We start from the raw sequence: 12,885 nt of genomic DNA, 5'->3' as shown, positions 1-12,885 counted from the left end.
GCCCCGGCACAAAGCGGCCGAGGCGAAAAATTATGCTGACAATTATTAACCAGATGGCCAGAAAAAATAGCCTGAAGGAGACATTCAGCTCACTACGTGCGTCACCCGGCGCGCAGCCCAAAACCCGACAATGCAGGCGATGCAGGAGGCCAGCGTGCCCCACGCCATGTCCATCAGCGCCAGCTGCGCCGACCAGCCTTTCAACGTCGCCCAATTGCTCAGGTCATACGTGCCGTACGCCACCAGTCCCAACAACGCGCCCAAACGGGCCGCACGCTGCCAGGTCTTAGCGGGCAGCACCACGAACACCACGCAACCCAAAACATACAGGAGATAAAACAGCGCGGCGGGCGCCAGCAGCGGCTGATCGAGCATCAAGGAACCGAGCAGCGCCCTGTACGTCGGGGCCATCAGCAGGCCCAGCCACAGGCCATCGAGCACCAGAAACGCGAGCAAGGTGCCCGCGTAGGCCAACAACGCTTTTTTCATAGCCGTCCAACCCCATGTCATCGACCTACATGGGGCCGGCGCGGGATCAGCTTAGTTCAATGCGATCGGCATGAATGACGATCTGGCCATTCTTGTACAAGGCACCGATGGCCTTCTTGAAGTTACCCTTGCTGACGCCAAACATGCTGCTGATCACTGTCGGGTCGCTCTTGTCGCTGACCGGCAGGCTGCCATTGTTTTCGCGCAACTTGGCGAGGATCTTCGAGTTCAGGCTGGTGGCCGCTTCTTCGCCCACCGGTTGCAGGCTCAGGCTGATCTTGCCGTCGGCACGGACTTCCTTGATGAAGCCCTTCTCTTCTTTACCGGCGCGCATGAACTTGAAGATTTCGTTCTTGTGGATCAAGCCCCAGTGCTTGTTGTTGATGATTGCCTTGAAGCCCATGTCGGTGGCTTCGGCAACCAGCAGATCAACTTCCTGGCCAGGGGTGTAGTTGGCCGGTGTCTTGTCCAGGTAGCGGTCCAGGCGTGCCGTCGCGGTGATGCGGCGGGTGTGCTTGTCTAGGTAGACGTGCACCACGCAGTACTCGCCAGCGGTCATCTGACGCTTTTCTTCCGAGTACGGCAGCAACAGATCCTTCGGCAGACCCCAATCCAGGAAGACACCGATGCTGTTGACTTCAACGACTTTCAAACTGGCGAATTCACCGACTTGAACTTTCGGCTTTTCAGTAGTTGCGATGAGTTTGTCATCACTGTCCAGATAAATAAAAACGTTGAGCCAGTCTTCATCTTCGCTGGGAATATCTTTGGGAATATAACGATTAGGCAGAAGGATTTCGCCATCCGCGCCACCGTCCAGATATAAACCGAAGTTAGTGTGTTTAACCACTTGCAAACTGTTGTAACGCCCGACTAAAGCCATTTCCAATACCCTCATTGCGTGGCGGCATTCTACCCGTTTTTACCGGCGGTGTTCGGCGGCCGGCCCGGTGGCGAACGAAAATCCCCTGCAAGCCTTCATTTTCCTGAGGTTGGGGCGCAGCGTCCGGCCGCTCGTCTGACCGATCCGCCAGCTCTGCTCAACCGTCGGCGAACCGAATGCACATTTCACCGGCAAATGTTCTTATTTAAAACAGCAGCTTAGCCAGGTAATTAGAGCAACGATGGGGGAATAATCGAGTACACGCCAAAGCAGTTTCAAGGGGATATTTACCAAGCAATTGTCAAGTATTTCCTGTACGATGCCTGGCCAAGTTAATTTTCTACAGGTTAATGGCCGCCATGCGTGTAAAAGCATCCACCAGCAAAGCAAAGCCAGCTCCAGCCGTTGAAACCAGCGAATCGATCAACAGTCAGATTGCTGCGTTCCTCAAGTCCGGCGGTGAAATCCAGCAAATTGCCAAAGGCGTCAGCGGCCAGACGTTCGGCCCGTCCAAGCAGATCACCCTGGGCAAGAAGTAACACCCAGTGTTAACTGGTCCATAAGCGCTTTGAGCTTCGAAGCGCTTGGACTGGAACCCTCCCCGCAATACCCCGCCAAACATTCCAATATTTCAAAAATCGACGAACGGCCATCGATGCCGAGCATTCGCCGGTATGCTTGCACACGTCTAGATCAAGCGTTTCAGTAGATTTTCGGTCACTGCGGCGCGCTGCTCATGGAATGATGCATGCTCAAACCCTTCCTCGTATTGCTCGGCACCCTGCTGTCGTGTTCGGTCGCCCATGCGCAAATCTTTCAGCGCGAATTGGGCGACTTCGATCTCAAACTTGGCACCAACCCCAGCCGCAGCATGGCCCAGGGGCTGGTCAAACCTTCAAGCACCGGCTCGTTTCATGGCGGACTCGACCTGAGTCACGACAGCGGCTTCTACTTCGGCCAATGGGCCCCAAGCATGGGCTTGAGTCCGGGGAGCAACCTCGAAGTCGATTCCTACGTGGGTTTTAAACAACCCTTCGATCAAACCCTCGGCTACGAAGTCGGCATGATCCGCTATAGCTACCCGAAAGTGGAAACCCTCGACAGCCAGGAGCTTTTTGGCGGCCTGACCCTGCTGGGCAGCCGTTTCGGCGCGGCCTTCAGCAACGACCCGGACAAACAAAACAGCACGGTGTTCGCCGACCTGCGCGGCAATCAGCCGTTCGGCATCGGGATCAGCATGAAATACACCACCCACCAGCTCAACACGCCGGTGTCGGTGGACGGTGGGTATGTCGGAAGTTTTACCGACTGGTCAGTGCAACTCTCGCGGCCGTTCATGGGCGTTGATCTGGACCTGATCTACAGCGGTTCCAGCTTAAGCGGCAGCGACTGCGCCGCGTACTCCGGGCACAACAGCCAGTGCGACGGCCTGGTCACCCTCAAGGCCGAACACGCGTTCTATTGATCGGCTGAACTGCCGGGCTCATCCTGCGTTCACATGAGAACCTACGCTTTCGCAAGGATTGGCCCATGTCGCGCTGGTTGAAACGTTTCGCCGTTCTCCTCACCTTGTGCCTCGCCCTCGGTGCGTGCAGCCGCATGGGCCTGGCCTACCGCAATCTCGACGTGATCATTCCCTGGACGCTCAGCGACTACCTGGACATGAACGGCGAGCAGAAAGGCTGGCTCAACGAACGCCTCAAGGAACACCTGAGCTGGCACTGCACCACGCAACTGCCGGGCTACCTCGACTGGCTGGACCGTTTGCAGGTCATGGTCGAGACCAATCAGGTCACCGATGCCGCGCTGCAAACCCGCACCCAGGAAGCCAAACAGGCCATCGCCCAGACCGCACGGGAAATTACCCCGTCCGCCATCGAGTTGTTGAAGGGGCTGGATGACAAGCAAGTGGCGGAGATGAACGATGCCTTCGCCAAGGACCAGCGCAAACGCCAGGAGGAATACCTCAAGCCGCCTCTCGCGCAGCAGATCAAGGAGCGTGCGGAGCGCATGGAAAAACGCCTGGATGACTGGCTCGGCCCGCTCAGCGCCACCCAACAGCAACGGGTCGTGACGTGGTCGACCGCGCTGGGTGACCAGAATCAACAATGGATCGCCAATCGTGCTCACTGGCAAAAGCAATTCAGTGCGGCGGTGGCGCAGCGTCAGAGTCCGGAATTCCCACAGCGTATCGAGACGCTTCTGGTGAATCGCGAGAGTTTATGGACACCGGCCTACCGTCAGGCCTACGCCAACACCGAAGCGCAGGCACGGGGTTTGATTGTGGATTTGATGGCCGAGAGCACACCGGCCCAGCGCCAGCGGTTGCTGAAGAAGATTGAGGGGGTAAGAAAGGACTTCAATGACCTGAAGTGCCTGAAGGCCGCAAAGCAAAGCTAAGCACGACACAAATCAAACTGTAGGAGCGAGCCTGCTCGCGATAGCGGTAAACCAGTCACATTATCGTCGACTGATACACCGCTATCGCGAGCAGGCTCACTCCCACAGGGATAAGACGTGTATTCAGGCAATCTGCGCCTTCGACGCCACCTGATCAAACGTCACCTCATCCAGCGCATCCGCCTGCTCATCCAGCACCTGCCGCGGATGATCATTGCCCGGAATGCTGCTGTCGATCAGGCTCAACAAACTCGAGCCCCGAGGCGTCAAAATATAATTTGAACCGGTGCCACCCTGCTCCTCAGGTCGAGGTTCGATATACCCTCGCGTCAGCAGTAGCTTTTCATACTCGCCGGCCACCGCTTTCAGGTGATCGAGGTTTTCAGTGCTCTCGCCTGCCGCGGTTTTCTCCGCCACGTACTGCTCGGCGTAGGGCCGTGGCGTGAAGCTGGTGTCACCCTTCTGCACTTCGTGCAGCAAGCGTTCAATCAAATCCCAGTTATAAGTCGTCATCCTGATTCAACCTCCAAAGCCTGAGAGTGAGATGGCCTTCTAAAGTTGTGACCGGCGCCGCGCGCAGCCGTTCACCTGCGATTCTGGCCGGTACCGACCGGCGGCGTGTCGAAATGGGCGCAGGCCAAACGACTAGGCTGTGTAAGTCACCTCCCAGCCCCCCGCAGGAGAAAACCTCATGAATATTCAGAATCATCCGGTCGTGTCCCGAGAAGAGTGGCTCGCTGCCCGCAAACAACACCTTGCGCACGAAAAAGCCTTCACCAAGGAAAGGGACAAACTCAGCGCCGAACGCCGCGCCCTGCCCTGGGTGAAAATCGACAAGGACTACCATTTCCAGGGCCCCAACGGCGAGCTGAAACTCGCCGACCTGTTCGGCGGCCGCAGCCAGCTGGTCATCTACCACTTCATGTTCGGCAAAGACTGGGACGAAGGCTGCTCCGGCTGCTCGTTCCTGTCCGATCACATCGACGGCGCCAACCAGCACCTGGCCCACCATGACGTGGCCGTGGTGGCGGTTTCCCACGCACCGTTCGCCGAATTCCAGGCCTTCAAACGACGCATGGGCTGGAAATTCGACTGGGTATCGTCAGAAGGATGCGACTTCAACTACGACTTCGGCGTTTCGGCCCGGGCTGAAGAGGTCGCCGCCGGGAAAGCCACCTACAACTACGAAAAATCCGACGGCGCAGAGGAAGAACTCCCCGGCCTCAGCGTGTTTTATCGCAACGACGCCGGTGAAATCTTCCACACCTATTCCACCTATGCCCGAGGCCTGGACCTGCTGGTCGGCGCCTACAACTACCTCGACCTGACGCCCAAGGGCCGTAACGAAGAGGAAATCATGGAGTGGGTGCGCCATCACGATCGTTATGAAGACAAGGCGCCGGCCAGTTGCTGCCATTCATAGGAATCCACCATGAACGTCACAATTAAAACCCTGCCCCCGGCCCGCGTCGCCTACCTGCGCTACACCGGCCCCTACGGCCCGGAAATCGGCACTTTCTGGCGCGAAACCGTCGCACCCTGGATGATCAAAAACAACCTGCTCAACCGCGTGCGCTACGGCATCGGCCACGACGACCCGAGCACTACCCCACCGCAATACTGCCGCTACGACGCCTGCGTCGAAGTGCCCACCGACTTCGACCCCGAATACCCCTACGCCGTCACCCACCTGCCCGGCGGCCGCTACGCCGTCGCCCACTTCAAAGGCCCAAGCCGTGACATCCCGGCGGCGTGGGGCGAGTTCTGCGCAAAGTGGATGCCCGAAAGTGGATTGGCCTACGACCAGCGCCCCGGTTTCGAGCGCTATCCGGTGGAGTATTCCTACGATGAGAAGACGGACGTGATGGAAATGGAGATGTGCATCGCGGTGAAAGAACAGTAGGTCCTCAACTGAACTTTTCTCATCCTTGAACCCTCAACCGAGTAACCCGCCTTACCGCAATTGAGGCCCTGACCGATGAAAACATTGCTGAAGCTGACCCTCGCCGCCACGCTCGCCTGCGCCCTCCCCGTCTGGGCCTGCACCCCCGAGGAAGCCACCGCCAAGCGCGAACAGCTCGCCAAGGAAGTCACGAAGCTCACGGAGCAGAATCCGAAGAAGGCCAAGGAGATCAACGATGAGTTGCAGAAGATGGACCTGGGCACGGCCAGTGCGGATTTGCCGGACAAGTGCCAGTTGATCGATCAGCGCATGAAGGAGCTTGAGACGGCGGATAAAAAAGCCGAGGGCTGATACTGATGCCTGTCAGCTCAATGCCTGAGGGAAACTCTCGGAACACCGCACCGTTCCGCTGGGGGCTTTAGTGGCCCAGAAGGTGGGACTGCTGCGCAGTCCAGCGGGAGCAAGCTCCCTCGCCACAGGGTATGCGTCGAGGGTTGATCCTGCTCATAAATCCTGAGCATAAAAAAACCGGACAGCCGTCCGGTTTTTTTGTGGGTCGCTACGGCGCGTTATTCAGCGGCCGGCGCTTCCGGCTTGCGGCGCTTGAGCGGCGCCATGCCGTCCTTGCTGACCAGCGACAGGGCGTCGGTCTTCGGGCGGTTGGCGATTTTGCGTTTGGTCGGTGCCTTGGCGCCGGTTTTTTTCTTCTCGCCCTTGGCGTCGACTTTCTTTTTCTTCACGCCAACGGCTTTGCCCGAGGCCTTGACCTTTTTCGGTCCGCCGTAGGTGCCTTTGACTTCCTTGATGGTGCGGCGCTCGAAGCTCTGCTTGAGGTAGCGCTCGATGCTCGACATCAGGTTCCAGTCGCCGTGGCAGATCAGCGAGATGGCCAGGCCATCATTACCCGCGCGACCGGTACGACCGATGCGGTGAACGTATTCGTCGCCGCTGCGCGGCATGTCGAAGTTGATCACCAGGTCCAGGCCGTCAACGTCGAGGCCGCGCGCGGCAACGTCGGTGGCGACGAGGATTTTCACGCCGCCCTGCTTCAGGCGGTCGATGGCCAGTTTGCGGTCTTTCTGGTCCTTGTCACCGTGCAGGACGAACGCTTTGTATTCCTGCGCTACCAGGCGGCCGTAAATACGGTCGGCCATGGCGCGGGTGTTGGTGAACACGATGGCCTTCTGATAGGTCTCGTTGGCCAGCAGCCAGTTCACGATCTGTTCTTTGTGCTGGTTGTGGTCGGCGGTGATGATCTGCTGACGGGTGGTCGCATTCAGATCGCTGACGTTGTTCAGCTGCAAGTGCTCAGGGTTGTTCAGCACCTTGGCGACCATTTCGCGCAGGCCCGAACCGCCGGTGGTGGCGGAGAACAGCATAGTCTGCTGACGGTTGGTGCACTCGTCTACCAGACGCTGGACGTCCTCGGCAAAGCCCATGTCGAGCATGCGGTCGGCTTCGTCGAGCACCAGCACTTCGACTTCTTTCAGGTCGAGGTTGCCGGCGTTCAGTTGCTCGATCATCCGGCCCGGCGTACCGATCAGGATGTCCGGCACCTTGCGCAGCATGGCGGCCTGGACCTTGAAGTCTTCACCGCCGGTGATCAGACCGGACTTGATGAACGTGAATTGAGCGAAGCGCTCGACTTCCTTGATGGTCTGCTGGGCCAGTTCGCGGGTCGGCAGCAGGATCAGGGTCTTGATGCTGACGCGGATTTTGGCCGGGCCGATCAGACGGTTGAGGATCGGCAAAACGAAAGCAGCGGTTTTGCCGCTACCGGTTTGCGCAGTCACCCGCAGGTCACGCCCTTGGAGCGCCAGCGGAATAGCCGCTGCTTGCACTGGCGTTGGCTCGACAAATTTAAGCTCGGCCACGGCTTTGAGCAGGCGTTCGTGCAGGGCGAATTGGGAAAACACGGGTGCTACCTCGAAGAAATACAAAAAAACAGCTGCATAGGGTACCGGTTTCGGGCGCTCAGGCCGAGTTTCTTTATGCAAACGGCAGTAAACAGTGGCTTTTTTGTTGCCTGATTTGTCCCCGACGGTAATACAAAGCGGCTTAAATGCTCTAATCGGCCCGTCGCGTCCTATAGAAGAATCGTTTCCGCCCATGGATATCAAACAGCTCTGGCTCAACGCACAAGACCTTTGGGGTGCGCTCGATCAGCACCCGCTCCTGCATTCCACCCTGGCGCTGATGGTGCTGCTGGTGATTGCGCTGTTCCTCGGACGAGTGGCGCGCTACCTGATCCTGCACGCCACCAAATTGCTCGGCCGCCAGCCGGCTTTGCACTGGGTCAACGATTTGCGCCACAACAAGGTTTTTCATCGACTGGCACAGATGACCCCGTCCCTGGTGATCCAATTCGGCCTGCACCTGGTGCCGGAGCTCAGCAAGACCAGCCTGATCTTCCTCGGCAATGTGGCGCTGGCGTTCACCATTCTGTTCCTGGTGCTGGCCATCAGCGCCCTGCTCAATGCGTTGCTGGACATCTACGCCCGCACCGAACACGCCCGCACCCGTTCAATCAAAGGCTATGTGCAACTGGCGAAAATGGTGCTGTACGTGTTTGGCGCAATCATTATTGTCGCCACGCTGATCGACCGTTCGCCGCTGTTGCTGCTGTCGGGGCTGGGCGCGATGTCGGCGGTGATCTTGTTGGTCTACAAGGACACCTTGCTGTCGTTCGTGGCCAGCGTGCAACTGACCAGCAACGACATGCTGCGGGTCGGCGACTGGATCGAGATGCCGCAAGTCGGCGCCGACGGCGACGTGGTCGACATCACGCTGCACACGGTCAAGGTGCAGAATTTCGATAAGACGATTGTGTCGATTCCGACCTGGCGGCTGATGTCCGAGTCGTTCAAGAACTGGCGCGGCATGCAGCAGTCGGGTGGACGGCGGATCAAGCGCAGTCTGTTCATCGATGCCAGCGGGGTGCGTTTCATCCGCGATGACGAAGAGCAGAAACTGTCCCAGGTGCACCTGCTGACCGACTACATCAGCCGCAAACAATCGGAACTGAAAGCCTGGAACGAGGCACAGGGTAACGTTGCGGCCATGTCGGCCAACCGTCGGCGAATGACCAATATCGGGACGTTTCGCGCGTACGCGCTGGCGTACTTGAAGAGTCACCCGGAAATCCAGCCGAACATGACTTGCATGGTGCGGCAAATGCAGACCACTGCCCAGGGGATTCCGCTGGAAATCTACTGCTTCACCCGCACCACGGCGTGGGCGGATTACGAGCGGATTCAGGGGGATATTTTCGATTACTTGCTGGCGGTGTTGCCGGAGTTCGGTTTGAGTCTTTATCAGCAGCCGAGTGGCGGGGATCTGCGGGCGGGGTTGCTGCCAGCAGTGTTGGGCGCGAGCCACATTCCTGAATCCGAAAAACACATCATGTGACTCCCCAAAACCCTGTGGGAAACCCCATACGGGAAATCCATGTGGGAGCGAGCCTGCTCGCGATGACGTCGTGTCAGTCAACGTATCTGTTGTCTGACATTCCGCTATCGCGAGCAGGCTCGCTCCCACAGGTTGCAGTGTTGAATTCAAAATAACCAGGTTACTTGACCTGACGCTGCGGTGCGTTGTGCACCATGGTGTAGGCGTAATCGACGCCCATGCCATACGCGCCGCTGTGTTCCAGCACCAGTTCCATCACTGCGTCGTACGTGTCTTTGTGTGCCCAATCGCGTTGGTACTCGAGCAGCACCTGTTGCCAGGTCACCGGAATCGCGCCGGCCTGAATCATTCGCTGCACCGACATGTCGTGCGCTTCTTTGGTGGTGCCGCCCGAGGCGTCGGTGACGATGTACACCTCGAAGCCTTCAGCCATGGCTTCCAGCGCCGGGAAGGTCAGGCAGACTTCGGTCCAGAGCGCGGCAATGATCAGCTTCTTGCGACCGGTGGCTTTCACCGCGTCAACCAGCGCCTTGTCTTCCCAGGAGTTCATCGAGGTGCGCTCGATCGGCTTCTGCTCCGGGTGAACGGCCAGCAACTCAGGCCAGATGTAACCGCTGAAGCTTTTGGTTTCCACCGACGTGTAGATGGTCGGCACGTTGAAGATCTTGGCCGCCTTAGCCAGGCCAACGGTGTTGTTCTTCAAGGTCTGACGATCGATCGACTGCACGCCGAAGGCCATTTGCGGCTGGTGGTCGATCAGGATCAGGGCGGAGTTGGTTGGGTTGAGCAGTTCACGAATAGACATGGCGCGTTCCTTTTGATGTCGATTTTTCAGGAGAGTAATTGGTTAGTCGACGCTGCCTCAGAGGCTTTGCTGCCGGCTTGGATGTCACTTTAGGGGCTAGCGAAAAAAGGGACAATTACCTAAAATAGAGAATAATTGATTCTAAATAAGGGACAATCATGGACCGCATCGAATGCATGCGCGCCTTTGTCGTCACGGTCGGCGAGAACGGCTTCGCCGCGGCTGCACGGGCAATGGACGTGCCGCGCTCAAAAGTCAGCAAGCAGATTCAAGCGCTGGAAGACGCCATCGGTGTGCAACTGCTCCAGCGCACTACCCGCAGCCTGCACCTGACCGAGGCCGGCGCCGAATATTTCGATGCGGCGCGGGAAGTGTTGGCAGCGCTGGACGAGGCCGAGCAGCGGGCGCGAAATGGCATCGGCGAGTTGCGCGGGGTATTGCGGGTCAATGCGCCCATGTCGTTTGGCTTGCGCCGACTGGGGCCGTTGATTCCGCTGTTCCATGAGCAGCACCCGAACATCGAACTGCAATTGGTACTCAGCGACCAGCAGGTCGACCCGGTGCGGGGTGGTTTTGACGTGACCATCCGTATCGCCAGCCTGCCGGACTCGACGATGGTTGCCCGGCAACTGGCCCCGGCTCCTCGGATCATGGTCGCGTCCCCCGCGTATCTGGCACGCGCGGGCACGCCGCAAACCCCGCAAGACCTGCGCGCCCATCAGTGCCTCAATTATGGCTACCTGCAAAGCGGCGTCAGCTTGCAATTGTGCAATGGCAAGGAAACCCAGCGGGTCAACGTGACCGGTCCCTTGCACGCCAACAACGGCGACCTGCTCGCCCAGGCAGCCGAAGCCGGAATGGGCATCGCCCTGCTGCCCAATTTTATCGTCGAGGAGGCCTTGGCGGCCGGTCGGCTGGTGCCGGTGATGTGTGAATGGCAGGCGCCCGCGATCACGATCAACGCGGTTTACCCGTCGGCGCGCCGGGTTCCGCAGAAGACCCGCACGTTTATCGAGTTTCTGGTGGCGCAGTTGGCCGAGAAATGACGAAGCGCCCGGCAGTCACCTGCCGGGCGCTTTCGGTTCAATTGGCTTGCTGTTGGACGATCACCGTCTGCATCGGCATCGGCGCCGGGAAACCGGCTTCACCGAGGGTGTCCTTGATAACGCGGTTGGTATCGAAATACACCTGCCAGTAATGCTCGTTGTGGCAGTAAGGCCGCACCGCCAGTACCGGGCCGACCAGGTTGAATTCCAGAATCTCGACCTCCACCGCCGGCTCGGCGAGCACATTGGGGATTGCGGCAATGTGCTGTTTGAGCAATGCCGCCGCTGCTTTCCAGTCGGTTGCGCCGGACAGCTGTGCCTTGAGTTCGACACGGCGGAACGGGTTGTGGGTGAAGTTCTGGATATTGTCGCTGAAGATCTTGTTGTTCCCGACCAGCGTCAGCACGTTGTCTGGCGTATTGATTGCAGTCGCGAACAGGCCGATTTCCGTGACCGTCCCCGTGACCCCACCCGCGCAGATGAAGTCGCCGACCTTGAACGGGCGCAACACAATAATGAACGCGCCGGCCGCCAGGTTGGCCAGCAACCCCGACCAGGCCATGCCGATCGCCAGACCGACCGCCGCGAGCAGCGCCGCGAACGTTGTGGTCTGCATGCCCAGGTAGCCGAGAATGCCGATCACCAGAATGATATTCAGCGTCACGGTAATGGCTGAGCCCACATAACGCAGGACGGTCGGGTCAACCTTTTGCCGCGACAAGGCGCGCTGGACCATTCCGACCGCAAAACCGATCAGCCAGCGCCCGACGATCCAGAAGGCGATGGCGGTGAGAATCTTCACCGCGAACGCGGCGCCGTACACTTGTACCACCGCGATCAACGCGTTGAACTTGGCGGTGGTCACGCCAACAATTGTCTCGTCCATGGCAGGGGCTCATAGGAGATGATGGGTCCCAGAACACTAGCACAGGCCATCCGGCCCGCCAGTCGGCAGCCCACTGCCCCCCAGCGTCAGGTCAGCGCCAGCGACTTGCGCACACCCAACCGGCTGATCCAGACCGCCATCAGGATCACCGCCCCACCGAGCAACAACCGCCCCAGCTCTTCATGCTGATTCCAGATCAGCAGATTGATCAGCAACCCCACCGGCACGTGCAGGTTGTTCATCACCGCCAATGTCCCGCCGTTCACCAGGCACGCGCCCTTGTTCCACCAGTACAGCCCCAACGCGGTCGAGACCAGGCCCAGAAACACCAGCACGCCCCATTGCAGCGGTGCTTCGGGCAGGAAGTTCTGTTTGCCGAACAGCAGAAACGCCGGCAATGCCACCGCCAAGGCGCCGAGGTAGAAATAGCCGAAACGCCGATAATGCGGCAGGTCGCTCGGATGGCGCGCCACCAGGTGTTTATAAAGCACCTGCCCGGCGGCGTATGTGAAGTTGGCCAGTTGCAGCAGCAGGAAACCCATGAAGAAATCCGGGTTGATGCGGTCGTAACGAATCACCGCCGCACCCGCGACCGCCACCAGTGCGGCCACCAATGCCCATGGATTGAAGCGACGGTTCAGCGCGTCTTCGATCAGCGTCACATGCAGCGGCGTGAGGATCGTGAACAGCAACACTTCCGGCACCGTCAGCACCCGGAAGCTCAGGTACAGGCAGACGTAGGTCACGCCGAACTGCAGGGCACCGATCAGCAGCATGCCGCGCATGAACGCCGGTTCGACCTGACGCCAGCGGGTCAGCGGAATAAACACCAGCCCGGCCAGAACAACTCGCACCAGCACCGCGAAGTAACTGTCGACATGACCGGCCAGGTATTCGCCGATCAGACTGAAGGAAAACGCCTGGATCAGCGTGACAAAAAGTAGATAGCCCATGCTCGCCTCGTTTCGAATGGCGGCGACGATAGCGGGTTTTGCCGGCGACCGCGAGAACACACAGATTCCTGTAGGAGCGAGCTTGCTCGCGATGGTGTGTCAGTCGACACAC

At 59.0% G+C, this 12,885-nt stretch carries 15 protein-coding genes; 8 read left to right on the top strand and 7 right to left on the bottom strand.

What is annotated here, in order from left to right; all coding sequences use genetic code 11:
- Nucleotides 1-84: 84 nt before the first annotated feature.
- Complete coding sequence (locus EJA72_RS03420; protein ID WP_157710136.1) at nt 85-489, bottom strand: DUF2177 family protein; 405 nt, start codon at nt 487-489, stop codon at nt 85-87.
- A 46-nt stretch (nt 490-535) separates the two neighbouring features.
- The gene (locus EJA72_RS03415; protein WP_157710135.1) at nt 536-1,372 is read right to left on the bottom strand and encodes a S1 RNA-binding domain-containing protein; all 837 of its coding nucleotides are present in this window, start codon (nt 1,370-1,372) and stop codon (nt 536-538) included.
- 350 nt (nt 1,373-1,722) lie between these two features.
- Between EJA72_RS03415 and EJA72_RS03410 the strand changes: the two genes are divergently transcribed.
- The 3 genes from EJA72_RS03410 to EJA72_RS03400 all read left to right on the top strand — a co-directional run bounded on the left by EJA72_RS03410 (nt 1,723) and on the right by EJA72_RS03400 (nt 3,772).
- Complete coding sequence (locus tag EJA72_RS03410) at nt 1,723-1,911, top strand: hypothetical protein (protein ID WP_015096330.1); 189 nt, start codon at nt 1,723-1,725, stop codon at nt 1,909-1,911.
- Nucleotides 1,912-2,120: 209 nt separating this feature from the next.
- Nucleotides 2,121-2,837: a TorF family putative porin gene (locus EJA72_RS03405; RefSeq protein WP_157710134.1), complete on the top strand. Its 717-nt coding sequence runs from the start codon at nt 2,121-2,123 to the stop codon at nt 2,835-2,837.
- A gap of 65 nt (nt 2,838-2,902) precedes the next feature.
- A complete protein-coding gene (locus EJA72_RS03400; protein WP_157710133.1) occupies nt 2,903-3,772 on the top strand; it encodes a DUF6279 family lipoprotein in 870 nt (289 codons plus the stop codon).
- 123 nt (nt 3,773-3,895) lie between these two features.
- Here EJA72_RS03400 and EJA72_RS03395 read toward each other — a convergent pair whose 3' ends face one another.
- Nucleotides 3,896-4,285 (bottom strand): transcriptional regulator, encoded by a 390-nt coding sequence (locus tag EJA72_RS03395; protein ID WP_157710132.1) that lies wholly within the window; start codon nt 4,283-4,285, stop codon nt 3,896-3,898.
- Between the two features lie 178 nt (nt 4,286-4,463).
- On the opposite strand from EJA72_RS03395, the gene EJA72_RS03390 reads away from it, so the two are divergent.
- The 3 genes from EJA72_RS03390 to EJA72_RS03380 all read left to right on the top strand — a co-directional run bounded on the left by EJA72_RS03390 (nt 4,464) and on the right by EJA72_RS03380 (nt 6,026).
- The gene (locus tag EJA72_RS03390; RefSeq protein WP_157710131.1) at nt 4,464-5,195 is read left to right on the top strand and encodes a thioredoxin family protein; all 732 of its coding nucleotides are present in this window, start codon (nt 4,464-4,466) and stop codon (nt 5,193-5,195) included.
- Between the two features lie 9 nt (nt 5,196-5,204).
- Complete coding sequence (locus EJA72_RS03385; RefSeq protein WP_157710130.1) at nt 5,205-5,675, top strand: GyrI-like domain-containing protein; 471 nt, start codon at nt 5,205-5,207, stop codon at nt 5,673-5,675.
- A 75-nt stretch (nt 5,676-5,750) separates the two neighbouring features.
- The gene (locus EJA72_RS03380) at nt 5,751-6,026 is read left to right on the top strand and encodes a hypothetical protein (RefSeq protein WP_157710129.1); all 276 of its coding nucleotides are present in this window, start codon (nt 5,751-5,753) and stop codon (nt 6,024-6,026) included.
- Between the two features lie 218 nt (nt 6,027-6,244).
- Here EJA72_RS03380 and EJA72_RS03375 read toward each other — a convergent pair whose 3' ends face one another.
- Nucleotides 6,245-7,591, bottom strand: a complete 1,347-nt coding sequence (locus tag EJA72_RS03375; RefSeq protein ID WP_008034278.1) for a DEAD/DEAH box helicase — start codon at nt 7,589-7,591, stop codon at nt 6,245-6,247.
- A 193-nt stretch (nt 7,592-7,784) separates the two neighbouring features.
- On the opposite strand from EJA72_RS03375, the gene EJA72_RS03370 reads away from it, so the two are divergent.
- A complete protein-coding gene (locus EJA72_RS03370; RefSeq protein ID WP_157710127.1) occupies nt 7,785-9,083 on the top strand; it encodes a mechanosensitive ion channel family protein in 1,299 nt (432 codons plus the stop codon).
- A gap of 160 nt (nt 9,084-9,243) precedes the next feature.
- Here the strand turns inward: EJA72_RS03370 and EJA72_RS03365 are convergent, their stop codons facing one another.
- Nucleotides 9,244-9,888 carry a hydrolase gene (locus EJA72_RS03365; RefSeq protein ID WP_157710126.1) on the bottom strand — a complete coding sequence of 215 codons (645 nt, stop codon included), beginning with the start codon at nt 9,886-9,888 and terminating at the stop codon, nt 9,244-9,246.
- A gap of 158 nt (nt 9,889-10,046) precedes the next feature.
- Between EJA72_RS03365 and EJA72_RS03360 the strand changes: the two genes are divergently transcribed.
- The gene (locus EJA72_RS03360) at nt 10,047-10,934 is read left to right on the top strand and encodes a LysR family transcriptional regulator (protein ID WP_157710125.1); all 888 of its coding nucleotides are present in this window, start codon (nt 10,047-10,049) and stop codon (nt 10,932-10,934) included.
- 37 nt (nt 10,935-10,971) lie between these two features.
- On the opposite strand, the gene EJA72_RS03355 is transcribed toward EJA72_RS03360, so the two are convergent.
- On the bottom strand, nt 10,972-11,820 hold the full coding sequence (locus tag EJA72_RS03355) for a mechanosensitive ion channel family protein (RefSeq protein WP_157710124.1): 849 nt from the start codon (nt 11,818-11,820) through the stop codon (nt 10,972-10,974).
- Nucleotides 11,821-11,906: 86 nt separating this feature from the next.
- Nucleotides 11,907-12,773, bottom strand: coding sequence for a carboxylate/amino acid/amine transporter (locus EJA72_RS03350; protein ID WP_157710123.1), 867 nt, complete (start codon nt 12,771-12,773; stop codon nt 11,907-11,909).
- Between the last annotated feature and the right edge of the window lie 112 nt (nt 12,774-12,885).

It is taken from the genome of Pseudomonas sp. PB120 (assembly GCF_009761815.1).
Classification (GTDB): Bacteria; Pseudomonadota; Gammaproteobacteria; order Pseudomonadales; family Pseudomonadaceae; genus Aquipseudomonas.
Note: the sequence above shows the minus strand (reverse complement) of the source record. Positions and strands in the feature narration are given on the sequence as shown.